Origin of the sequence: Microbacterium sp. PA5 (assembly GCF_049860775.1) — a bacterium.
Classification (GTDB): Bacteria; Actinomycetota; Actinomycetes; order Actinomycetales; family Microbacteriaceae; genus Microbacterium.
This window is the reverse complement of the sequence record NZ_CP187567.1, coordinates 1,898,062-1,919,452: the sequence shown is the minus strand read 5'-3', so window position 1 is coordinate 1,919,452 and position 21,391 is coordinate 1,898,062. Positions and strand designations below refer to the sequence as shown.

19 protein-coding genes are annotated in these 21,391 nt (G+C 72.8%); 13 read left to right on the top strand and 6 right to left on the bottom strand.

What is annotated here, in order from left to right:
- Positions 1-31 precede the first annotated feature (31 nt).
- The gene (locus ACPWUT_RS09035; RefSeq protein WP_284527641.1) at positions 32-757 is read left to right on the top strand and encodes an ABC transporter ATP-binding protein; all 726 of its coding nucleotides are present in this window, start codon (positions 32-34) and stop codon (positions 755-757) included.
- Between the two features lie 15 nt (positions 758-772).
- On the opposite strand, the gene ACPWUT_RS09030 is transcribed toward ACPWUT_RS09035, so the two are convergent.
- Both ACPWUT_RS09030 and gndA read right to left on the bottom strand, forming a co-directional pair.
- A complete protein-coding gene (locus ACPWUT_RS09030; protein ID WP_284527640.1) occupies positions 773-1,246 on the bottom strand; it encodes a VanZ family protein in 474 nt (157 codons plus the stop codon).
- Positions 1,247-1,254: 8 nt separating this feature from the next.
- The gene (gene gndA, locus ACPWUT_RS09025; protein WP_425836675.1) at positions 1,255-2,721 is read right to left on the bottom strand and encodes an NADP-dependent phosphogluconate dehydrogenase; all 1,467 of its coding nucleotides are present in this window, start codon (positions 2,719-2,721) and stop codon (positions 1,255-1,257) included.
- Between the two features lie 196 nt (positions 2,722-2,917).
- Here gndA and ACPWUT_RS09020 point away from each other — a divergent pair, with 196 nt between their 5' ends.
- Positions 2,918-3,394 (top strand): gluconokinase, encoded by a 477-nt coding sequence (locus ACPWUT_RS09020; protein WP_425842242.1) that lies wholly within the window; start codon positions 2,918-2,920, stop codon positions 3,392-3,394.
- Here ACPWUT_RS09020 and ACPWUT_RS09015 read toward each other — a convergent pair.
- Positions 3,379-3,501 carry a hypothetical protein gene (locus tag ACPWUT_RS09015; RefSeq protein ID WP_284527638.1) on the bottom strand — a complete coding sequence of 41 codons (123 nt, stop codon included), beginning with the start codon at positions 3,499-3,501 and terminating at the stop codon, positions 3,379-3,381. The genes ACPWUT_RS09020 and ACPWUT_RS09015 overlap by 16 nt on opposite strands.
- A 244-nt stretch (positions 3,502-3,745) precedes the next feature.
- Between ACPWUT_RS09015 and ACPWUT_RS09010 the strand changes: the two genes are divergently transcribed.
- Together ACPWUT_RS09010 and pth are read left to right on the top strand one after the other, a co-directional pair.
- A complete protein-coding gene (locus tag ACPWUT_RS09010; RefSeq protein ID WP_284527637.1) occupies positions 3,746-4,375 on the top strand; it encodes a 50S ribosomal protein L25/general stress protein Ctc in 630 nt (209 codons plus the stop codon).
- Positions 4,376-4,443: 68 nt separating this feature from the next.
- Positions 4,444-5,028, top strand: a complete 585-nt coding sequence (gene pth / locus ACPWUT_RS09005; RefSeq protein ID WP_284527636.1) for an aminoacyl-tRNA hydrolase — start codon at positions 4,444-4,446, stop codon at positions 5,026-5,028.
- A 60-nt stretch (positions 5,029-5,088) separates the two neighbouring features.
- Here the strand turns inward: pth and ACPWUT_RS09000 are convergent, their stop codons facing one another.
- The gene (locus ACPWUT_RS09000; protein WP_284527635.1) at positions 5,089-6,201 is read right to left on the bottom strand and encodes an alcohol dehydrogenase catalytic domain-containing protein; all 1,113 of its coding nucleotides are present in this window, start codon (positions 6,199-6,201) and stop codon (positions 5,089-5,091) included.
- A 146-nt stretch (positions 6,202-6,347) separates the two neighbouring features.
- Between ACPWUT_RS09000 and mfd the strand changes: the two genes are divergently transcribed.
- Together mfd and ACPWUT_RS08990 are read left to right on the top strand one after the other, a co-directional pair.
- Positions 6,348-9,962 (top strand): transcription-repair coupling factor, encoded by a 3,615-nt coding sequence (gene mfd / locus ACPWUT_RS08995; protein ID WP_425836670.1) that lies wholly within the window; start codon positions 6,348-6,350, stop codon positions 9,960-9,962.
- Between the two features lie 37 nt (positions 9,963-9,999).
- The gene (locus tag ACPWUT_RS08990; RefSeq protein WP_425836667.1) at positions 10,000-10,494 is read left to right on the top strand and encodes a hypothetical protein; all 495 of its coding nucleotides are present in this window, start codon (positions 10,000-10,002) and stop codon (positions 10,492-10,494) included.
- A gap of 70 nt (positions 10,495-10,564) precedes the next feature.
- On the opposite strand, the gene ACPWUT_RS08985 is transcribed toward ACPWUT_RS08990, so the two are convergent.
- Positions 10,565-11,995: a basic amino acid/polyamine antiporter gene (locus tag ACPWUT_RS08985; RefSeq protein ID WP_284527632.1), complete on the bottom strand. Its 1,431-nt coding sequence runs from the start codon at positions 11,993-11,995 to the stop codon at positions 10,565-10,567.
- Positions 11,996-12,093: 98 nt separating this feature from the next.
- Here ACPWUT_RS08985 and ACPWUT_RS08980 point away from each other — a divergent pair, with 98 nt between their 5' ends.
- A complete protein-coding gene (locus ACPWUT_RS08980; RefSeq protein WP_284527631.1) occupies positions 12,094-12,696 on the top strand; it encodes a gamma carbonic anhydrase family protein in 603 nt (200 codons plus the stop codon).
- Between the two features lie 3 nt (positions 12,697-12,699).
- Here the strand turns inward: ACPWUT_RS08980 and ACPWUT_RS08975 are convergent, their stop codons facing one another.
- A complete protein-coding gene (locus ACPWUT_RS08975) occupies positions 12,700-15,363 on the bottom strand; it encodes a phosphoenolpyruvate carboxylase (protein WP_425836663.1) in 2,664 nt (887 codons plus the stop codon).
- A gap of 109 nt (positions 15,364-15,472) precedes the next feature.
- Here ACPWUT_RS08975 and ACPWUT_RS08970 point away from each other — a divergent pair, with 109 nt between their 5' ends.
- The 6 genes from ACPWUT_RS08970 to ACPWUT_RS08945 all read left to right on the top strand — a co-directional run bounded on the left by ACPWUT_RS08970 (position 15,473) and on the right by ACPWUT_RS08945 (position 21,348).
- Positions 15,473-16,624, top strand: a complete 1,152-nt coding sequence (locus ACPWUT_RS08970; protein WP_284527629.1) for a Na+/H+ antiporter NhaA — start codon at positions 15,473-15,475, stop codon at positions 16,622-16,624.
- Positions 16,588-17,343 (top strand): MazG family protein, encoded by a 756-nt coding sequence (locus ACPWUT_RS08965; RefSeq protein ID WP_425836659.1) that lies wholly within the window; start codon positions 16,588-16,590, stop codon positions 17,341-17,343. The genes ACPWUT_RS08970 and ACPWUT_RS08965 overlap by 37 nt, the downstream gene beginning before the upstream one ends.
- A 31-nt stretch (positions 17,344-17,374) precedes the next feature.
- On the top strand, positions 17,375-18,634 hold the full coding sequence (locus ACPWUT_RS08960) for a histidine--tRNA ligase (protein WP_425842240.1): 1,260 nt from the start codon (positions 17,375-17,377) through the stop codon (positions 18,632-18,634).
- Between the two features lie 84 nt (positions 18,635-18,718).
- Complete coding sequence (locus ACPWUT_RS08955) at positions 18,719-19,408, top strand: O-methyltransferase (RefSeq protein ID WP_284527628.1); 690 nt, start codon at positions 18,719-18,721, stop codon at positions 19,406-19,408.
- 110 nt (positions 19,409-19,518) lie between these two features.
- Positions 19,519-20,799 (top strand): phosphopyruvate hydratase, encoded by a 1,281-nt coding sequence (eno, locus tag ACPWUT_RS08950; RefSeq protein ID WP_284527627.1) that lies wholly within the window; start codon positions 19,519-19,521, stop codon positions 20,797-20,799.
- 54 nt (positions 20,800-20,853) lie between these two features.
- A complete protein-coding gene (locus ACPWUT_RS08945; protein WP_284527626.1) occupies positions 20,854-21,348 on the top strand; it encodes an FtsB family cell division protein in 495 nt (164 codons plus the stop codon).
- The last annotated feature ends 43 nt before the right edge of the window (positions 21,349-21,391 follow it).

Genomic DNA, 21,391 nt, shown 5'->3' with positions numbered 1-21,391 from the left:
ATCCCACCCATCCGATCCAGGAGACGACGACATGACCCTCATCGACCAGAGCCCCGCCGACCCCGCCGCCACGCCGGAGGCGGCAGCCTACCGGCTGGCCGGCGTGGTGAAGACCTACGCGCAGAAGGGTCGCGTGGTGCAGGCCCTCACGGGAGTGGATCTCGAGATCGCGTCCGGCGAGTTCGTCACGATCCAGGGGCCGACCGGCGGCGGGAAGTCGACGCTGCTGCAGCTGCTCGGGGCACTCGACACCCCGAGCGCCGGACACGTGATGATCGGCGAGACCGACCTCGCCACGGCCTCGGCGACCGACCTCGAGCACGTGAGGGCCCGGGAGATCGGCTTCGTCTTCCAGGCGTTCAACCTCATCCCCACCCTCACGGCAGCGGAGAACGTCGACATGGGCCTCGAGCCGCTCGGGCTCGACCGCTCCGAGCGGGCGGCACTGGTGGCCGACGCTCTGGAGCGCGTCGGGCTCGCCGAGCGCGCCGACCATCGACCGGGGGAGCTCTCCGGCGGTCAGCAGCAGCGCGTGGCCATCGCCCGCGCCATCGCCAAGCGACCACGGGTGCTGCTCGCCGACGAGCCGACGGGCAATCTCGACGAGTCGATGCGCGACGACATCCTCGCGGTGCTCGAGCAGCTCAACGCGGAGGGGCTGACGCTCGTCGTCGTCACCCACGACTCCGCGGTGGCGCGCCGCGCGGGGCGCCGACTGCGACTGGACAAGGGGACGATCCGCGACATCACCCGCTGACGTGCGGCGACGTCCTCACCTCCGGGGCCGGGAGGGCGAGAGCAGGAACGCGAGGAGGAGCATGAGCAGCATCCCGATCACGGCGCCGAGGGTGTTCGCGACCAGGTCGCGGACATCGGCGACGCGCGCATCGAGGAACAGCGCCTGAGCGAACTCGATCGCGCCGCTGGCCAGCAGCCCCAGCACGGGAGCGGTCCACCAGCCGCGCACCCCGAACCACAGCACCGCGAAGATGCCGAGGGGCACGAACATCGCCACGTTGGCGCCGAACTCGACGCGGTCGAACGTGATCCAGGCCGTCGACTCGCGCTGGGCGAACCAGGCGAGCAGCCGGTCCAGGGCGGCCGCGATGTCGGAGCCGTAGGGACGGGCCCGCAGCGTCATCCACGCCACCGCCCACAGGTACAGCCCGGAGAGGATGGCGAGCACGACGCGCGCCGCCGCGCGATGCACGCGCAGCGCAGTGGACTCCTCGGCCGGCGCCGCCACGACCGCGGTCAGTGGGTGTCCTCGGCCTCGACCTCGGTCCGGTCGCCCGACCACAGGGTGTGGAAGGTTCCGGCCTTGTCGGTGCGGCGGTAGGTGTGGGCTCCGAAGAAGTCGCGCTGACCCTGGATCAGTGCGGCGGGGAGGCGCTCGGCCCGCAGCCCGTCGTAGTAGGCGAGGGACGACGAGAAGGCGGGGGCCGGGATCCCCGCGCCGGCGGCGACCTGGACGATCTCGCGCCACGCGTCCTGCGCGCGCCCCAGAGCCTCCACGAAGTACGGGGCCGTCAGCAGGACCGGGAGCTCCGGCGCCGCGTCGTAGGCGTCGGCGATGCGGTTCAGGAACTGCGCGCGGATGATGCAGCCGCCGCGCCAGATCTTGCTGATCGCACCGAGGTCGATGTTCCAGCCGTACTGGGCGGCGCCGGCGCGGATCTCGTCGAAGCCCTGCGAGTAGGCGACGATCTTCGACGCGTACAGGGCGAGGCGGACCTGCTCGACGAACGCGTCCGCATCGGCCACGGTGAAGTCCTCGGAGGAAGGGCCGGGAAGCCCTCCGGCCACATCGCGCTGCTCGCGGTGGCTCGACAGCGAGCGGGCGAACGTCGCCTCGGCGATGCCGGAGACCGGCACGCCCAGGTCGAGGGCGGTCTGCACGGTCCAGGCGCCGGTGCCCTTGGCCCCGGCCTCGTCGACGATCACGTCCACCAGCGGGCGGCCGGTGGCGGCGTCGGTCTGGCGCAGCACTTCGGCGGTGATCTCGATCAGGTAGGACTCGAGCTCGCCGCGGTTCCACTCGGCGAAGATGTCGGCGATCTCGGCGGGCGACTTGCCGGTGCCGCGGCGGATCAGGTCGTACGCCTCGGCGATCAGCTGCATGTCGGCGTACTCGATGCCGTTGTGCACCATCTTGACGAAGTGCCCCGCGCCGTCGTGGCCGACGTGGGTGACGCAGGGCTCGCCCTCGGCCACCGCGGCGATCGACGTGAGGATCGGGCCGAGCGTGACCCACGCCTCGTCCGGTCCGCCCGGCATGAGCGAGGGGCCGTTCAGCGCGCCCTCCTCGCCGCCGGAGACGCCCATGCCGACGAAGTTGAAACCGCGCTCGCGCACCGTCCGCTCGCGACGGATCGTGTCGGTGAACAGGGAGTTCCCGCCGTCGATGATGATGTCGCCCGGCTCGAAGACGTCCATGAGCGACGCGATGACCGCATCGGTCGGGCCGCCGGCCTTGACCATGATGATCGCCGTCCGCGGCTTCTGCAGCGACGCGGCGAACTCCTCGTACGAGAAGGCCGGGACGAACTCGGCCTCGGGGTGCTCCGCGATCAGCTCGTCGGTCTTGGACCTGCTGCGGTTGAAGACGGCCACGGTGTTGCCCTCGCGGGATGCGAGGTTGCGGGCGAGGTTGGACCCCATGACGGCGAGCCCCACGACTCCGATGTTGGCTGCAGGCGGGACCGCGACGGCTTCTGACACAGAGAACTCCTCGGAGAAACGGGGGAGGGAATCACCTCCCAGCGTAGTCCGCCCCGGCGTGTGGCGTCGCCGCGTGACGCGTCGGGCACGTCGTCGCGCGTAGTGTCTGAACCGACGGTTCCCCGGCGCGAGTCCGGGCGGGGCCGCGGGTGCGGACCGCGGCCATGGAGGAGCGGGTGTGAGCAGGATCGTGGTCATGGGGCCGAGCGGCTCGGGCAAGTCGCTGGTCGGGGCCGCTCTGGCGGCGAGGCTGGGCGCGCGGTTCGTCGACGGCGACGATCTCCATCCGCGCAGCAACGTCGCGAAGATGGCCTCGGGAAAGCCGCTGGACGACGAGGACCGGGCGCCGTGGCTCGACGCGGTCGCCCTCGTGCTGTCGCGAGAGGCGCCGGTGGTCGTCGCCTGCTCGGCGCTGCGGCGCGCGTACCGCGACCGCATCCGCGCCACGACGGCGGACGCCTGGTTCGTCGAGCTCGTCGTGCCGCAGACCCAGCTGCGCCAACGCGTGTCGCGGCGGGACCACTTCATGCCGGCGACGCTGCTGGACTCCCAGCTCGCGACCCTCGAGCCGCTCGCGACCGACGAAGCGGGGGCGCGGGTGGCCAACGACGCCGACCTCGAGTCGGTGGTCCGCCGGATCGCGGCGGTGCGGGACGCTCAGTCCTTGCGGTAGCCCGCGCGCCCGAGCGACCACAGGGCGCCGAGGGCGCCGAGGGTGGCGCCGACCGACATCAGGCCGATCAGCCACAGGAGAGCGTGCGACATCCAGCCGTAGTCCATGGGTCCTCCTCGGTCGGCGCAGGTCGGTGCGGGCGCGTCACCATCGTAGCGGGGGCGCTGGTAGACTCGGGACGTACTTCGGCGAGGGATGCTCCGGCATCCGTGATCGACGCGGTGAATCGGCTCAGAGATTCTGCCTGGCGGCTGTCCTGTGGCTTTCCTCACGCGCGGGCGTTCGAGTCGAATCCACCAGACCCCAGACCAGGGCCCGCGCACAGAGATGCGGCCCGCAAGGAGAATCACCATGTCGACTGAGACCGACACCAAGGTCATCGCCGAGACCCGCGAGAACTTCGGCAAGGGCTTCGCCCGCCGCCTCCGCGCCGCCGGCAAGATCCCCGCCGTCATCTACGGCCACGGCAGCACCCCGGTGCACGTCGCGCTGCCCGGCCACCAGGTCGCGCTGCTCGTGCGCCGCGCCAACGTCGTCCTCGAGCTCCAGCTCGACGGCAAGGAGCAGCTCACGCTGGTCAAGGACGTCCAGAAGGACCCGGTGCACCAGATCATCGAGCACATCGACCTCCTCGTCGTGAAGAAGGGCGAGAAGGTCCAGGTCGACATCCCCGTGCTCGTCGAGGGCGAGCCCTTCCCGGGCACCATCGTCAACCTCGACAACGCGACCGTGTCGCTCGAGGTCGAGGCCACCCACATCCCCGAGCACGTCGTCGTCGACGTCGAGGGTCTCGAGGACGGCACGCACATCACCGCGGCCGACCTGACGCTGCCCAAGGGCGCGACCCTCGTCACCGACCCCGAGACCCTCGTGGTCGCCATCGCGGTGCCGGCGGCGACGATCGCCGAGGCCGACGAGATCGAGGCGGCCGACGAGGCCGTCGCCGAGGAGCAGGCGGAGGCGGCCGAAGAGGCCGAGTGACCGTACCCCACGACGCCCGTCGCCGCCGATACTGGTGGCGGCGGGCGTCGTCGTCGGAAGGGACCCCCATGGCAGAGAGCTGGCTGGTCGTCGGACTGGGCAACCCCGGCCCCCGATACGAGGCGACCCGGCACAACGTCGGGCAGATGGTCGTCGCCGAGCTCGCGGCGCGTCGCTCGGAGACGCTGCGGGCGCACAAGGCCAATGCGCGCGCTGCCGAGTCGTGGCTGCGTCCCGGGGGACCGAGGCTCGTCCTGGCGACGCCGAACTCCTTCATGAACGTGTCGGGCGGCCCGGTCTCGTCGCTGGCCCGCTTCTACGACGTGCCCCCCGAGCGGGTGGTCATCGTCCACGACGAGCTCGACATCCCCTTCGACACGGTCAAGCTCAAGGTCGGCGGCGGCCACGGCGGCCACAACGGGGTGCGCGACGTCGCGAAGGCGCTGGGGACGGCGGACTTCCCCCGCGTGCGCGTGGGGATCGGCCGTCCGCCCGGGCGTCAGGATCCGGCGGACTGGGTGCTCGATCCGTTCTCGTCGACCGAGCGCGCCGCCCTGCCGAGCCTCATCGGCGACGCCGCCGACGCCGTCGAGCTGCTGGTGGACGAGGGTCTGCTCGCCGCACAGCAGCGCTGGCACGCCCCGCGCGCCTGATCGCGCCGCGGCCGGGTCGGGGGTGCCGTCCGGGGCCGGGCGCTCAGCCTCCCCGGCGGCTCAGGGGCGCACGGCGATGAGGGCGCCGCGCGCGACCGGCGAGGTCAGCGCCGCGACCGCGTCGGAGAACGGCACCGTGCGTCCGATCAGCCCCGAGAACAGGCCGTGGTCGGCGCGCTCGAGGAACCGGACGGCATCGAGCAGGTGCTCCGGACGGTATCCGCGCACGCCCCGGACCGTGAGCCCGCGCTCCACCAGCGTCGCGGCCGGCACCGCGCCGGATGCCCCCTCCGCGCTCTCGGCGAGGACGAGCACCGCCCCGGGACCGGCGCCCGCGACGGCGTCGGTCACCGCCTCGGGCGAGCCCCCGAACTCCAGCGCGACCCGGTAGCCCGCCGGGGCGCGTCCCGGCCGATGGGTCGACTCCGCCCCGAACGCGGGCGCCGGGGTGCGGCGATGCGGATCGGGGTCGACCGCCAGGACGCGCGCGCCGCGCGCCGCGGCCATCGCGACCGCGGTCAGCCCGACCGCGTCGCAACCCGACACGAGCACCGTCTCGCCGGAGAGGGGTCGCACCTGCTCGGCGGCGTCGAGAGCCGCTGCGGCGATGGCGGTCGCACACGCGGCGGGGGCGAACACCTCGGCCGGGATCCAGTCGCGCGCCCGCACGACCGCCGTGCCCGCGACCAGGTGCACGTGGGTCGCGAGCCCGCCCGACAGCTCCCAGCCGCGGCGCACGCGCTCATGGCCGTAGCGGCGCTGGTCGAGGCATGCCTCGGGGATGCCGTCCCGGCACATCTCGCACGCGCCGCAGTCGACGGTCGCCGCCCAGACGATGCGGTCGCCGAGGCTGAGCGGCACGCCGTCGACGGTGGTCGCGGGCGATCCGGGCCCGCACGCGACGATGCGACCCACCTGCTCGTGCCCGAGCACCTGCGCGGCGGAGGCGGGCCGCTCGCCCAGGGCCGTGCGCAGATCCCGCTCGCACACCGTGGCGAGCTCGACCTCGACGAGCAGCTCCCCGGGACGGAGGGTGACCTCGGTCACCGCGATCCGCTGCAGCGGCAGATCGGCCCCCAGGAAGGCGATGGCCTCGGCGGCCGGCTCGAGGACCACGCGGACGCCGGTGGCGGTCTCCATCGTCGTCCGCCGGTGCGTCGTCACACCGCCCATGGTCCGCGCCTCTCGATCCTGCCCCGCGGGTGCGGGAGGACGCCACGTTAGGCAGGCCGCGTGACGCGCGAGTGAACGCGGAGCGGATGCCGGGTGTCGTGCGCCCGACCGGTCGGCGTGTCGGGGGTCCGCCCTAGACTGGAGGGATGACAGTCGCCGGGATCGTGCGCGCCCTCGTGCAGTCGGAGCCGTTCGCCGAGGTGCTCCGCGGGAGCCGCACCGACACCGACTTCTCCCTCGTCACCGGTCTCGACGCGCCGCTGCTCGCCGCCCTGGTCTCGGCCCGTGCGACCGCGGCGGAGGCGGGCTCGCCTCCCGCGATGCTCGTGATGGCCCCGACCGGGCGCCGCGCCGAGAGCGTGGGCGCCGCGCTGGAGTGCCTGCTCCCCGACGCGACGGTGCTGCACTTCCCGGCGTGGGAGACCCTGCCGCACGAAAGGCTGAGCCCGAGTCCCGAGACGGTGGGACGGCGGCTGGAGGTGCTCCGCCGGGCCCACGCGTGGGACGGGTCGGCGCCCCTGATCGTCGTGGCCTCCGTCCGTGCGGCCCTGCAGCCGATCGCCTCGGGACTCACCGATGCCGGCGCGATCGAGCTGGTCGCGGGCGAGCGCGGGCACGAGCGGGACGACGTCGTGCGGCGCCTCGTCGAGCTCGCGTATCAGCGCGTCGACATGGTGTCGCGCCGAGGCGAGTTCGCGGTCCGCGGCGGCATCCTCGACGTCTTCCCCCCGGTGGCCGATCACCCGCTGCGGGTCGAGTTCTTCGGCGACGAGGTGGAGCAGATCCGCGCGTTCTCGGTGGCCGACCAGCGCTCGCTCCCGGGCGATGTCGCATCGGTCACCCTCATCCCCAGCCGTGAGCTGCTGCTGACCGCGGGCGTGCGCGAGCGCGCCGCGGCGCTGCGCGACCGCTTCCCGGGCCTTCGCGGGATGCTCGAGAAGATGAGCGAGGGGATCCCCACCGAGGGCATGGAGTCCCTGCTCCCGGTCGTCGCCGACGCCGTGGTCCCGCTCATGGACTACCTTCCGCGGGGAACGGCCGCGGCCCTCCTCGATCCGGAGCGCTCCGTCACGCGCGCCATCACGCTCGGCGAGACGAACCAGGAGTTCCTCGAAGCCGCGTGGAGCGCGGCCACGGCGGGCGCCGACACGCCCGTGGACCTCGGTGCGGGCGACTTCCTCACCCTCCCTGCCCTGCGCGAGGCCGCCCGCGAGCGCGGGGGCGTGTGGTGGACTCTGAGCGGGTTCGACTCGGGCGATGCGGATGCCGAGGCGGAGGGCCTCGTCGAGTCCTCCGGCGCCGTGCGGGTGACCGCCGCGCCGGTGCCCTCGTTCCACGGCAACGTCGAGGGGGCGACCGGTCATGTCGCCCAGCTCGTGGCCGACGGCTGGCGCGTGGTGATCGCCTCGGGCGGCACGGGACTCGTCGACCGGGCCCGTGACGTGCTGGCCGAGCGCGGCGTGCCGGCGCGCACGGCCCAGGACCTCGCCGACGCGCCCCCGGCGGGCATGGCGACCGCGGTCGTGGCGACGCTCGAGGCCGGGTTCCAGGACGCCGGCGCGCGACTGGCCGTGCTGACCGAGAGCGAGTTCTACGGCCGCACGATCGGCGCCGACTCGCGCGTGGTCAAGAAGCTCGCGTCCCGCCGGCGCAATGTCGTGGACCCCCTCCAGCTCAAGCCCGGCGACGTGGTCGTGCACACCACGCACGGCATCGGGCGCTTCGTCGAGCTGGTGCAGCGCGAGGTCTCCACCGGCGGGCGCAACGCCGTGAAGACCCAGCGGGAGTACCTCGTGCTCGAGTACGCGCCGTCCAAGCGCGGCTTCCCCGGCGACAAGCTCTTCGTGCCGACCGATCAGCTCGACCAGCTGTCGCGGTACGTCGGCGGCGAAGCCCCCACGCTCTCCAAGATGGGCGGCAGCGACTGGGCGGCCGCCAAGGGCAAGGCGCGCAAGGCGGTGCGCGACATCGCGGTGGAGCTCGTCAAGCTCTATTCGGCGCGCATGGCGGCGAAGGGCTACGCGTTCGGACCCGACACGCCGTGGCAGCGCGAGCTGGAGGAGGCGTTCCCCTTCGCCGAGACCCTCGACCAGCTGCAGACCATCGATGAGATCAAAGCCGACATGGAGCGGCCGATCCCGATGGATCGCCTGCTCAGCGGCGACGTCGGGTTCGGCAAGACCGAGGTCGCGGTGCGGGCCGCGTTCAAGGCGATCCAGGACGGCAAGCAGGTCGCCATGCTCGTGCCGACCACCCTGCTCGTCAAGCAGCACCTCGAGACGTTCACCGAGCGCTTCGCCGGCTTCCCCGTCAAGGTGCGTCCGCTGTCGCGCTTCCAGACCGACAAGCAGGCGCGCGAGACGATCGCGGGGCTCGCCGACGGCACGGTGGACATGGTCATCGGCACCCACCGCATCCTCACCGAGAAGGTGATCTTCAAGGATCTCGGGCTCATGATCATCGACGAGGAGCAGCGCTTCGGGGTCGAGCACAAGGACCAGCTGAAGAAGCTCAAGACGAACGTGGACATCCTCGCGATGAGTGCGACGCCCATCCCGCGCACGCTCGAGATGGCGGTCACGGGGATCCGCGAGATGTCCACGCTGCAGACCCCGCCCGAGGATCGCCATCCGATCCTCACCTACGTGGGACCGCGCGGCGACAAGCAGGTGGCCGCGGCGATCCGCCGCGAGCTGCTGCGCGAGGGCCAGGTCTTCTACGTCCACAACCGCGTGCAGTCCATCCAGCGCGTGGCGGCGCATCTGGCCGAGCTCGTCCCCGAGGCCCGCATCGCGGTCGCGCACGGGCAGATGGGGGAGCACGCGCTCGAGCAGGTCGTCGACGACTTCTGGGAGCGCCGCGCGGACGTCCTCGTCTCGACGACGATCATCGAGACCGGTCTCGACATCTCCAACGCCAACACGATCATCATCGACCGCGCCGACAAGTACGGGCTCAGTCAGCTCCACCAGCTCCGCGGCCGGGTGGGGCGCGGACGCGAGCGCGCGTACGCCTACTTCCTCTACGACGAGATGAAGCCGCTCAGCGAGACGGCCGCCGACCGCCTCGAGACGATCGCCGTCAACAACGACCTGGGCTCGGGCATGCAGGTGGCACTGAAGGACCTGGAGCTGCGGGGAGCGGGCAACCTTCTCGGGGCCGAGCAGGCCGGTCACATCGCGGGCGTCGGCTTCGACCTCTACCTGCGGATGATCGGCGAGGCGGTGGCGACCTTCCGGGGCGAGGAGACCGAGGGACCGGCCGAGCTGCGGCTGGAGCTGCCGGTCGACGCGCGCATCCCCGAGTCCTACATCGACAGCGAGCGGCTGCGGCTCGAGGCGTATCAGAAGCTGTCGGCGGCGGCATCGGTCACCGCGGCCGCCGACGCGATCGACCTGGTCGCCGACGAGCTCCGCGACCGCTACGGGGCGACGCCGCCCGAGGTGGACGGACTGTTCGAGGTCGCCCGTCTGCGCCGCCGCGCCGCCCAGTCGGGCCTGACCGACGTCGTCGCCATGGGGCCGAACCTCCGCGTCGCCCCCGCGCGCCTGCCGGACTCGCTGCGCGTGCGGCTGCAACGCCTCCACCCGAAGGCGAAGATCCTCTCCGGCGGCGAGGCGATGATCGTGCCGCTGCCGAGCGCGGGCGGTGAGCCGCTCGCCGATGCCGACCTCATCGCATGGACCCGGCAGCTGCTCGACCAGCTGTTCCCGCTGCCGGTGCCGGACAGCAGCGAGGCGGACGCGGCCCTTCAGGGATGAGCGGCTTCGCCGCCATCGGATTCGCTAGGGTCGGCACATGCGCCGTCGACTCCGGGTTCCCGCCGTCCTCACCGCGCTCGCCGTCCTCGGCTGTGCGGCGTCGGGGTGCGCGGCGCTGCGGCCCGTGTCGGCGCAGCAGGCGGGCGACGGCATCTGCACGCCCGTCACCGCGGGCGATCCGCGCGTCACGATCGGCACGACGTTCGTCACCGCGACGGTCGACGCGGAGCTCGTCGGTGTGGAGCTCGTCGAGGGCGACAACCTGGAGGTCGTCGGCTGGCGGACGCGTCCCCTGGTCGGCACCCTCACCGGCACGGCCCGCGGGTTCGACACGGCGGCCCCGGAGCACGCGATACCGGCCGGCACCGAGCGCCACGTCGAGGTCGGCTACGCCCTGATCGACCCCGCCCGCCCCGGGCGGGCCGACGCCGTCCGCCTCGCCTACCGCGCGCTCGGTCGAGACGGCCTCACCGGCGCGACCGGCGTCGAGGTGACCGTCGTGCCCGCGGACGAGAGCTGCGCGGCGTACTGATCGGGCGCCCGCACCGTGAGCACGCCGTCGGCATCGCTCTCGATCGCTGCTCAGCTCACGAGCACGCCGGTCAGATCACGAGCACGCCGGTCGCGATGAGCGTCGCGGCAGCGATCGCCCCGGCCGCCGCGACGGCGAACAGCACCCACTCGGCGGGGGAGAAGACCCGTTCCCCTCGCGAACGCCGCGCGGCCGCATACAGCACCGTGGCCGGCACGATGATCAGCAGCGACAGCAGCGTGTACTCCGCGCCGGCGGCGTACAGGAGGAAGCCGGTGTAGGCGGTCGCCAGCACCGCGACGACGAGGGTGCCGGCACGGCGCGCGCGCGACCGCCGCTCGGGGTCGGCCAGCGCGAGCTTCAGCGCGAACCCCGCGGTGAGGAAGTAGGGGATGAGGGCGAGCGCGCTCGTGAGGTTCAGTGCGACGTCGAAGGCGTCGGCGGCGAACAGCACCACGATCAGCAGCACCTGCACCAGCACGGTCGACAGCGTGAGCGCGCCGACCGGCACGTCCTTCGCGTTCGTGCGGGCGAACACCTGCGGCAGGTCGCCGGAGCGCGCGGCCACGAGCAGCACCTCCGCGGCCATCAGCGTCCACGACAGGTACGCCCCGAGGACGGCGACGACCAGCGCGGCGCCGATGAACACCGCGCCCCATCCGCCGACGACGGCCTCCAGGACCCCCGCCATCGAGGGCTGGCGCAGGGCGGCGATCTCCTCGCGGGGGAGGATGCCGTACGAGACGATCGTCACCGAGAGGAAGATCGCGAGCACCGACAGGAAGCCGAAGACCGTGGCCCGGCCGACGTCGGACCGCCGCCGCGCGTGACGGGAGTAGGCGCTGGCGCCTTCCACTCCGATGAAGGCGAAGACGGTGACGAGGAGAGTGGCGCGCACCTGCTCGTAGAGGACCGGGGCGCCGGCGCCGCCGGTGAGGTTTCCGGCGAAGACCTGCGGATCGAAGGCGAACAGGCACAGGAAAACGAAGACGACGATCGGGAGCACCTTGGCGACGCTCACGATCCGGTTGATCGCGGCGGCCTCCCGCGCGCCGCTGCGCACGAGCGCGTAGAACAGCCAGAGGCCGGCGGACGAGACGCCCACGGCGAGCACCGTGTCGCCCGCGCCCAGGGCGGGGAAGACGGCGCCGAGGGTCGACATGATGAAGACCCAGTAGAAGACGTTCCCCGCGCACGCGCTCGCCCAGTACCCGAACGCGGAGAAGAAGCCGGCATAGCGGCCGAAGCCGGCGCGCGCGTAGGAGTACACGCCCGCGTCGAGGTCGGGTCGTCGCAGGGCGAGGTGCTGGAAGACGAGGGCCAGCATCAGCATCCCGCCGCCCGCGATGCCCCAGGCGATGAGCGCTCCGGTGACGCCGGTCTCGGCGGCGAAGCGCCCCGGCAGCGAGAACACGCCAGCGCCGACCATGGAGCCGACGACGAACCCGGCGAGGGTGAGGGCCGACACCGTCGTCGTCGTGCGCTGCGGCGTCGAGGTCACGGGAGAGCTTTCCGGCTGGGGGAGAGGGCGAACCCTCACCCTACCGGCGCGGCGGGGACGCCTCGACGGACATGGCGCCGGCGGCATACGCTGGCGACATGCGATTCGAGCACCTCGGGGCGCAGCCCCGCATCCATCCCGACGCCGTCGTGGCGGCCACCGCCGTGGTCTCGGGGGATGTGACCATCGGGGCGGGCTGCCAGGTGCTCCACGGTGCCGTCCTCACCGCCGAGGGAGGTCCGGTGACCCTCGGCGAGCACGTGATCGTCATGGAGAACGCGCTGATCCGCGCGAGCGCCTCCCACCCGGTCCACATCGGCTCGCACGTGCTGGTGGGCCCCATGGCCAGCATCTCGGGGGCGACGGTCGAGGACGAGGTGTTCCTCGCCACCGGCACGCGCGTCTTCAACGGCGCCCGCATCGGAACGCACAGCGAGGTGCGCATCAACGCGGTCGTCCACCTGCGCACGGTGCTGCCGCCCGAGTCGGTCGTCCCGATCGGCTGGGTCGCCGTGGGCGATCCCGCCCAGATGCTGCCGCCCGACCGGCACGACGAGATCTGGGCGCTCCAGCACGATCTGGACTTCCCGGGCTACGTGTTCGGCCTGGACCGGGCCACCCCCGACCTGATGGTGCAGCTGACCGAGCGATACGGCTCGTCGCTGGCCCGCCACGCCGGCGACCGCCGCGTCGACGGCTGACGCTCAGCCGGTGTTCTGAAGCCCGGCAGCGACCCCCGAGACCGACAGCAGCAGCAGCCGCTGCCACTCCGGCGCGGCCGTCTCCTGCGACCGCAGCACGCGCAGCGCGCGCAGCTGCAGCAGCGAGAGCGCATCGACGTACGGGTCGCGCATCTTGACCGCGCGCTGGAGCACGGGACGGTTGGCGAGCAGCTCGTCGCCTCCGGTGATGCGGACGACCCAGTCGCGGGTCAGCTCCATCTCGTGCATCACGAGCTCGGCGAGGTCGTCCCGATCGCCGAGAGCGAGGTAGCGGCGGGCGATGCGCGTGTCGGCCTTGGCCAGGCTCATGCCGACGTTGTCGATCACGGTGCGCAGCAGCGGCCATTCCTCGTAGGCGCGGCGCAGCAGCTCGACGTCGCCGACGGCCTCCAGGGCGGTGCCGAGGCCGAACCAGCCGGCCAGGTTGATGCGCGCCTGCGACCACGCGAACACCCAGGGGATGGCGCGCAGGTCCTCGAGCGACTCCACCGACAGGCCGCGGCGCGCCGGACGGGACCCGAGGGCGAGCAGCCCGATCTCCTCCATCGGGGTGACCGTCGCGAACCACGGCGCGAAGCCGGGCGCCTTGACGAGCGAGAAGAAGCGCTCGCGCGAGGCCCTGTCCATCGTCGCGGCGACCTCGGCGAAGCGGGCCGCCGCCTCTTCGTTGCGCCGCTCGATCGAGGGCGCCGAGGCCAGCAGCACCGCGGCGGCGACCTGATCGATGTGGCGCATCGCGATGGCCGGGTCGCCGTAGCGGGCGAAGATGACCTCGCCCTGCTCGGTGAGCTTGAACCGACCGTCGACCGAGTGCGGCGGCTGCGCCAGGATCGCGGAGTTCGCCGGGCCGCCGCCGCGTCCGAGCGCTCCGCCGCGCCCGTGGAAGAGCGTGAGACGGATGCCGGACTCCTGGGCCCAGGCGGCGATCTCCGCCTGCGCTTCGTAGAGGGCGAGGTTCGCCGCGACCGGACCGACGTCCTTCGAGGAGTCGGAGTAGCCGAGCATCACCTCGAGGCGGCGCCCGGTGGCCTCCAGCCGCGCCGCGAACTCGGGCTGCTCGACGACCTCCGCCATGATGCGACGCGCCGCCTGGAGGTCGGCGAACGTCTCGAACAGCGGGATGACGTCGAGCACCGGGGGGATGCCGCTGGAGCCCACGGCGTACCGCGCCAGCCGGTGCACGTTTGCCAGGTCCTGGGCGGACTGGGTGAAGGAGACGATGTAGCGGCCCGCTGCCCGCGGGCCGTAGCGCTGCTGCACCTGGGCGATGGTGCGGAAGACCTCGAGCACCTCCTCGGCCTGCGTGCTGAGGGCGCCGCCCGCCTCGCACTCCGCGAGCACCTTGGCGTGGACCGCGGAGTGCTGGCGCACCTCGAGCTCGGCGAGGTGGAAGCCGAAGGTCTCGACCTGCCACAGCAGCTGCTGCAGGTGGCCGTACGCCTGCCGGGCCGCCCGGGCGGCCACGAGCGAGTCCTGGACCGTCCGCAGGTCGGCGAGCAGATGCTCGGGATCGCGGTACGCCAGGTCGGCGTCGCGGCGCCGCGTGGCGGAGATCCGCCGGGTGATGAGGAGCATCGCGCGCTTGTGCGGCTCGCCGGTGGCGCGCTTGACCGCGTCCGCGCCGCCCTCCTCGTCGGCGGCTGTCAGGCGCTGCAGCAGCGCCTGGAGCGCGGCGCTCGGAGGAGTGGTGTCGGCGGCCAGCGTGAGGGTGCGGGCGACGCGGTCGGCGGTGCGCTCCAGGCCCAGGAGGATGTGCTCGGCCGCGATGGCCGCCGCCTTCTTCGTGACCGACGCCGTGACGAACGGGTTGCCGTCGCGGTCGCCGCCGACCCAGGTGCCCAGCCGCACGAACGGGCGGACGACCGGGGCGCGGTTGCCGGCGCCCGGTCCCTGCAGGGCGTCGTCGACGCGCCGGTAGACGTGGGGGACGGCCGTGTAGAGCGTCTCGTCGAAGACCGCCATGATCGCGCGGACCTCGTCGACGGGGGTCGGCTTCTCGGCCCGCAGCGGCGCGGTCCGCCACAGCGTGTCGACCTCCTCGATCATGCGTCGCTCGGCGCGGCGCTCGTCGGCGCCGCCGCGCAGGGCGGCATCGTGCTCGACGAGGAGAGCGGCCAGGCGGCGGATGCTGGACGACACCGCGCGACGGCGCGCCTCGGTGGGGTGCGCGGTGAACACGGGGTGGAAGCGCAGGTTCTGCAGCCGGTCGAGCGCCGTGTCGTCGCCCACCTCGCCGGCCAGCCGCACGAAGGCGGCGGCGACGGAGTCGGTGACGTCCTCCTTCTCGGGACGGCCGTCGCGCTCCTTGAGCACGCGGACCCGCTGGTGCTCCTCGGCGAGGTTCACGAGGTGGAAGTACACGGTGAACGCGCGCGCGACCTCGTCGGCGCGGTCGACCGAGAAGGACTCGGCGATCGCGGCTGCCCGCTCGAAGGCCTCCGGCGACTCGTCCGTGTAGGCGGCGATCGTCGCGGTGCGCAGTCGCTCGACGTCGTCGAAGAGGCCCGGCGAGCCGCTCTCGCGCAGCACCTGGCCGAGGATGCCGCCGAGCAGGCGGACGTCGGCGCGCATCCGCTCGGGCAGCTCCTGCTCGGCCTCGCCGCGTCCGACGAGATCGATCGCTTCGGTCCGGGTGAGTTCACGCATGACTCCACGGTAATGGCCCCACGTTTCGTGCTCGTCACGCGTTACGCTGGAGGAAGGTGTGCCGGGAAGTCTGGTCGGCGTCGTGCTCACCGACCCTGAAGGAGGCCCTGTGGCCTTGCTGCGCTCCGCCCGCTTCCCTGCCGTCCTCCTGCTGCTGGCCGCCGTCCTCGGCCTCGCCCTCGCGAACTCTCCCTGGGCAGACGGCGCCCAGGCGGCGAAGGCCACCTACCTCGGCATCCCCGGGATCGTCCATCTGTCCGTCGGCCACTGGATCTCCGACGGTCTGCTCGCCGTCTTCTTCTTCATCGCCGCGGTCGAGCTGCAGTTCGAGCTCACCAGCGGCCGTCTGAACTCGGCGCGCACGGCCCTCCAGCCGGCCATCGCCGCCGCCGGCGGCGTGCTCGTGCCGATCGCCGTCTATCTGCTGATCGCAGGCGGGACCGAGGGCGCCCGCGGCTGGCCGATCCCCACCGCCACCGACATCGCCTTCGCGCTCGGCGTGCTCGCGGTCTTCGGCAAGGGCCTGCCCTCGGCGCTGCGCGTCTTCCTGCTCGCACTCGCGATCCTCGACGACATCGTCGGCATCGTCTTCATCGCGGTCCTCTTCACCAGCGACGTCAACCTCCTGCTGCTCGCGTTCGCCGCGGTGGGGCTCGTCGCGTTCCGGCTGCTCAGCCGCGCGCTCGACACTTCCACGCGCCCGATCCTCATCGTCGCGCTCGTGATCGTCGCCGTCCTCGTGTGGTGGTGCGTCCTGACCTCCGGTGTGCACGCCACCATCGCCGGCGTCGCCCTCGGACTGGTGATGGCGCAGCAGCCCGCGCTGCGCGCGCGCCACGCCCTCGAGCCCTGGGTCAACGCCGTCGTGCTGCCGGTGTTCGCCCTGTCGGCGGCCCTCGTGGCCATCCCGCAGGTGTCGCCGGGAGCCCTGTCGCCGGCGTTCTGGGCCGTGACCGCCGCGCTGCCGCTCGGCAAGATCGTCGGGATCACCGTGGCGGGATGGATCGCCCAGCGCGTGGCGCACCTGCCGGGGGCGCCGCGGCTCGAGATCGGCGACCTCCTCGCGGCCGGTGCGCTGGGCGGCATCGGCTTCACCGTGTCGCTGCTGCTGGCCGAGCTGTCGTTCGCCGGCGACGCCGCGGTCCGCGACCAGGCGACCCTCGGCGTGCTGGCCGGTTCGCTCCTCTCGCTCGTTCTGGCCGCGATGCTCGTATCGTGGCGGGCATGGCATCACCGACGTCTCCTGATCCCGGCGGTCTGACCCCGGCCGGCACCGCCGGGCGCGACCGCCTCCCGCGCTCCGACGACCCGCTCCGTGCCGCCGCCGAGGCGATGCGGGCGGTGCGCGAGCACTGCGTGTGGAGCGCGCGCATCACCCACCGCGATCTGGTGCCCTACCTCGTCGAGGAGTCGGCCGAGCTCATCGACGCCGTCGAGGCGGGGTCGCGCGCCGACCTCCGCGAGGAGCTCGGCGACCTCCTGTGGCAGGTGCTGTTCCACGCGGCCGTCGCGGCCGAGGCGGGGGAGGAGCCGTTCGACATCGACGACGTCGCCCGCGGCCTCACCGACAAGATGGTCCGCCGGCATCCGCACGTCTTCGCCGACGCGGTCGCGACGACCCCCGAGGAGGTCCTCGTCCACTGGAACGCCGCCAAGGCGGCCGAGAAGCGCACCCGCACGAGCGTCCTCGACGGCGTCTCCCCGCACATGCCGTCGCTGGCGCTGGCCCAGAAGCTGCTCTCCCGCGCCGCCGCCGTGCCGGCGCTGCCCGCGCCGAGCGAGAGCGTCGGCGGGCCGGCGAGTGAGGAGGATCTCGGCGACGCGCTGCTGTCCCTCGTCGCCACGGCGCGCGCACGGGGATGGGACGCGGAGCGGGCGCTGCGCGAGCGGCTGCGCCGGCTCGAGGACGACATCCGTGGTGCCGAAGCGGCGCCGTCGTCCGCCGCGGGGCGGGCGGCCGAGACGGATCTGGGAAACTAGACCTGTGGCATCCGTGAACCCGCCGCGCGGCATGCGCGACTTCCTCCCCGCCGACAAGGCCCGCCGCGAGCGCGTGCTCGCCGTCATCCGCGACCGCTACCGCGCGCACGGGTTCGACGAGATCGAGACGCCGGTCGTCGAGGAGTACGCGCGCCTGCACGCGGGCATCGGCGGCGACAACGAGAAGCTCTCCTTCAGCGTCCTCAAGCGCGGGATGGATGCCGAGGCCATCCGGGCCGCCGCCGACGACCCCGCGGCGCTGTCGGACCTCGGCCTGCGCTACGACCTCACGGTGCCGCTCGCGCGGTTCTACGCCAGCCACCGGTCCGAGCTCCCCTCGGTGTTCCGGGCGATCCAGATCGCTCCGGTGTGGCGCGCGGAGCGGCCGCAGAAGGGTCGTTACCGCCAGTTCGTCCAGTGCGACATCGACATCATCGGCGACCCGTCGGCCCGCGCGGAGGCCGAGCTCCTCGTCGCGAGCCTCGACACCCTCGACGCCCTCGGGCTCGAGGGCGGAACGGTCCGCATCAACGACCGCCGCGTGCTCGACGGGATGCTCGACGCCTTCGGCTTCTCCCCGCAGGAGCGCCCCGGGGTCCTCATCACGATCGACAAGCTCGACAAGATCGGCCCCGCCGGCGTCGCCGACGAACTCCGCGCGCGCGGCGCGACGGCGGCCGCGGTCGACGCGTTCGAGGAGTTCCTCGGTCGCCCGGACGCCGCCGAGGACGAGCCCTTCGGCGCGGCGCAGATCCGCGGGGCGCTCCCCGAAGGGATCGCCGACGACCTGGTCGCCCTCCTCGTCGGCATCGGCGACGCGGTCGCCGCAGCCCGCCCCGCGGCGGGCGGGGTGCCCCTGCGCTTCGACCCGTTCCTCGTGCGCGGGATGGGCTACTACACCGGGACCATCTTCGAGCTCGCCCACCCGTCCGTCACGTACTCGCTCGGCGGCGGCGGGCGCTACGACGGGATGATCGGCCGCTTCCTCGGCCAGGACGTGCCGGCTGTCGGATTCTCGATCGGCTTCGAACGTCTGGTCGACCTCGTCGCCCTGGGCGAGGGTGAGCGGGCGGGCGCCGTGGTGCTCGTCCACGACCGCGACGTCCCGGTCGCCGAGCTGGTGGCCCTGAAGGCGGCGCTGGTGGCCGAGGGCGCCCGGGTCCGGCTCGAGCAGCGCACCAAGAACCTCAAGGCGCTGCTGGAGCGCGCCACGGCCGACGGGTACACCTCGTTCGCCGCGGTCGCGGCCGGTCAGCCGCGCGACGCGCTCGAGGTGAAGCCGCTCGGCTGAGCCGCCACCGGCGCGCAAGCCCGTGCCGGCGGCGAGCGGACACGGCGCCTTGACGGATCCCACGCGGGTGGCGACGCTGGGGGCATGACCGCACACGATCCGACGCCCGAGACCTGGCGCGCCGTCGACCGCTACTTCGCCGACACCCTCGTGGGCCCCGACCCCGACCTCGAGGCCGCCGTCGAGGCCCAGCGCGCCGCGGGGATGCCCGACATCGAGGTGGCGCCGGTCAACGGCAAGCTCCTCCACCTGCTCGCGCGGATGAGCGGCGCCCGGCGGGTGCTGGAGATCGGCACGCTCGGGGGCTACTCCACGATCTGGCTCGCGCGCGCCGTCCCCGAGGACGGCCGCGTGGTGACCATCGAAGCCGAGCCCGACAACGCCGCCGTGGCGCGCGCCAGCATCGACCGCGCGGGAGTCGGCGGCAGGGTCGACATCCGGATCGGGCGGGGCGAGCACGTCCTTCCCACCCTCGCCGGCGAGGAGCCGTTCGACCTCGTCTTCATCGACGCCGACAAGGAGTCCAACGCCCTCTACCTCGACTGGGCGGCGCGGCTCGGGCGCGTCGGCACCGTCGTCGTCGTCGACAACGTCGGACGGGGCGGCGCCGTGGCCGACGCCGGCACGACCTCCTCGCAGGTGATCGGCACCCGGAAGGGACTCGCGCTGCTGGGCGAGGACCCGCGCTTCGAGGCCACGGCCCTGCAGACCCTCGATGCGAAGGGGTGGGACGGGGTCGCGATCGCCCTCGTGGTGCGACCCGGCGAAGCGTGAGCGCGCTTTGATCCGGTGCGCCCCACTGTGGCACCCCTCCGGGCATCACTAGACTCGGGGACGGACCGACGACGCTCCGAGATCCATCCTCCACAAGCAAGGAGTCCCCTGTGGCACTGATCGAGGCTGTAGGCGCACGCGAGATCCTGGATTCGCGTGGCAACCCGACCGTCGAGGTGGAGGTGCTGCTCGACGACGGCATCGTCCAGCGCGCGGCCGTCCCCTCCGGCGCATCCACCGGCGCGTTCGAGGCGTACGAGCTGCGCGACGGCGACAAGAGCCGGTACAGCGGCAAGGGCGTGCTGAAGGCCGTCGCCGCCGTCATCGACGAGCTCGGCCCCGCCATCGAGGGCGTCGAGGCCAGCGAGCAGCGCATCGTCGACGAGATCCTCATCGAGACCGACGGCACCGAGAACAAGTCGCGCACCGGCGCCAACGCCATCCTCGGCGTATCGCTGGCCGTCGCGAAGGCCGCCGCCGACAGCGCGGACCTGCCGCTGTTCCGCTACATCGGCGGACCGAACGCACACGTCCTCCCCGTCCCGCTGTTCAACGTCATCAACGGCGGCGAGCACGCCGACAACGGCATCGACTTCCAGGAGTACTTCCTGGCCCCGATCGGCGCCGACACCTACGCCGAGTCGCTGCGGTGGGGCACCGAGGTCTACCACGTCCTCAAGGGCGAGCTGAAGGCCGCCGGCTTCGCGACGGGCCTCGGCGACGAGGGCGGCTTCGCGCCCGACCTCCCCAGCAACCGCGAAGGTCTGGACTTCCTCATGAAGGCGATCGAGAAGGCCGGCTTCGCGCCCGGCAAGGACATCGCCGTGGGCCTCGACGTCGCCGCCACCGAGTTCTTCGACAACGGCGTCTACACCGTCGAGGGCAAGGCCTGGTCGGCCGACCAGCTGACCGAGTACTTCGCCGACCTCGTCGCCAACTACCCGATCGTCACGATCGAGGACGCGCTGGCCGAGGACGACTGGGACGCCTGGAAGAACCTCACCGACGCGCTCGGCTCGAAGGTCCAGCTCGTCGGCGACGACCTCTTCGTGACCAACCCGGTCCGCCTGCAGAAGGGCATCGACCTCAGCGTGGGCAACGCCCTCCTGGTCAAGGTGAACCAGATCGGCACGCTGTCCGAGACGCTCGACGCGATCTCCCTCGCGACCCAGAACGGCTACCGCTCGATGCTGTCGCACCGTTCCGGTGAGACCGAGGACACGACGATCGCCGACCTCGCGGTCGCCGTCAACGCCGGCCAGATCAAGACCGGCGCGCCGGCCCGCAGCGAGCGCGTCGCGAAGTACAACCAGCTCCTGCGCATCGAGGAGGAGCTCGGCGACGCCGCGGTCTTCGCCGGTCGCGGCGCGTTCCCGCGCTTCAAGGGCTGAGCACACGCGGAGTGCCTGCCCGGCCCTCGCGCGCCCCGCGCGTAGGCTGAGGACATGACGAGAGAGGGAGCCGGACGCACTGCGCCGGCTCCCTCTTCTCGTGCCCGCCCGCCCCGCCGGGTGGACGTGCGCGACTGGGTCGGCGGCGTGCGGCTGTCGGCCTTCACGGGCATCATGCTCGGACTGGTGGTGCTGGCTGCGTTCGTGCTCGTGCCGAGCGTCGGGATCTACCTCGAGCAGCGGCAGCAGATCGCCGCGCTGGAGCGGTCCGTCGCCCTCGGCAAGGACGAGGTCGCCGCCCTGGAGGCGGAGCGCGAGCGCTGGGCCGACCCCGCCTACATCACCTCGCAGGCCCGGGAGCGGCTGTACTACGTCAAGCCGGGCGAGGTGGTGTACCTCGTCGACGACGACCTTCCCGACAGCGCGATCCCGCCGGAGCAGTCCGCCGTCAGCGACGAGGTCCAGGAGACGCGCAACGACTGGATGTCGCAGCTGCTGCGCTCGGTCGCCGGCGCCGGCGTCTCCCGCACCGCCACGAGCGCCGACTAGCGCGCGGGCCCGTCGGCGGGCGTCCAGATGACTGCCGGTACCC

Bases quoted from the DNA above. Each gene is read 5' to 3' on its own strand.
- ACPWUT_RS09020 (WP_425842242.1), top strand. From the start codon at position 2,918: ATGGGGCCGAGCGGCTCGGGCAAGTCGCTGGTCGGGGCCGCTCTGGCG.
- ACPWUT_RS09000 (WP_284527635.1), bottom strand. From the start codon at position 6,201: ATGGGCGGTGTGACGACGCACCGGCGGACGACGATGGAGACCGCCACC.
- mfd (WP_425836670.1), top strand. From the start codon at position 6,348: ATGACAGTCGCCGGGATCGTGCGCGCCCTCGTGCAGTCGGAGCCGTTC.
- ACPWUT_RS08965 (WP_425836659.1), top strand. From the start codon at position 16,588: ATGGCATCACCGACGTCTCCTGATCCCGGCGGTCTGACCCCGGCCGGC.
- ACPWUT_RS08955 (WP_284527628.1), top strand. From the start codon at position 18,719: ATGACCGCACACGATCCGACGCCCGAGACCTGGCGCGCCGTCGACCGC.
- ACPWUT_RS09010 (WP_284527637.1), top strand. From the start codon at position 3,746: ATGTCGACTGAGACCGACACCAAGGTCATCGCCGAGACCCGCGAGAAC.
- ACPWUT_RS08960 (WP_425842240.1), top strand. From the start codon at position 17,375: ATGCGCGACTTCCTCCCCGCCGACAAGGCCCGCCGCGAGCGCGTGCTC.
- ACPWUT_RS09035 (WP_284527641.1), top strand. From the start codon at position 32: ATGACCCTCATCGACCAGAGCCCCGCCGACCCCGCCGCCACGCCGGAG.
- pth (WP_284527636.1), top strand. From the start codon at position 4,444: ATGGCAGAGAGCTGGCTGGTCGTCGGACTGGGCAACCCCGGCCCCCGA.
- ACPWUT_RS09015 (WP_284527638.1), bottom strand. From the start codon at position 3,501: ATGGACTACGGCTGGATGTCGCACGCTCTCCTGTGGCTGATCGGCCTG.
- ACPWUT_RS08945 (WP_284527626.1), top strand. From the start codon at position 20,854: ATGACGAGAGAGGGAGCCGGACGCACTGCGCCGGCTCCCTCTTCTCGT.
- ACPWUT_RS08975 (WP_425836663.1), bottom strand. From the start codon at position 15,363: ATGCGTGAACTCACCCGGACCGAAGCGATCGATCTCGTCGGACGCGGC.
- ACPWUT_RS08980 (WP_284527631.1), top strand. From the start codon at position 12,094: ATGCGATTCGAGCACCTCGGGGCGCAGCCCCGCATCCATCCCGACGCC.
- ACPWUT_RS08990 (WP_425836667.1), top strand. From the start codon at position 10,000: ATGCGCCGTCGACTCCGGGTTCCCGCCGTCCTCACCGCGCTCGCCGTC.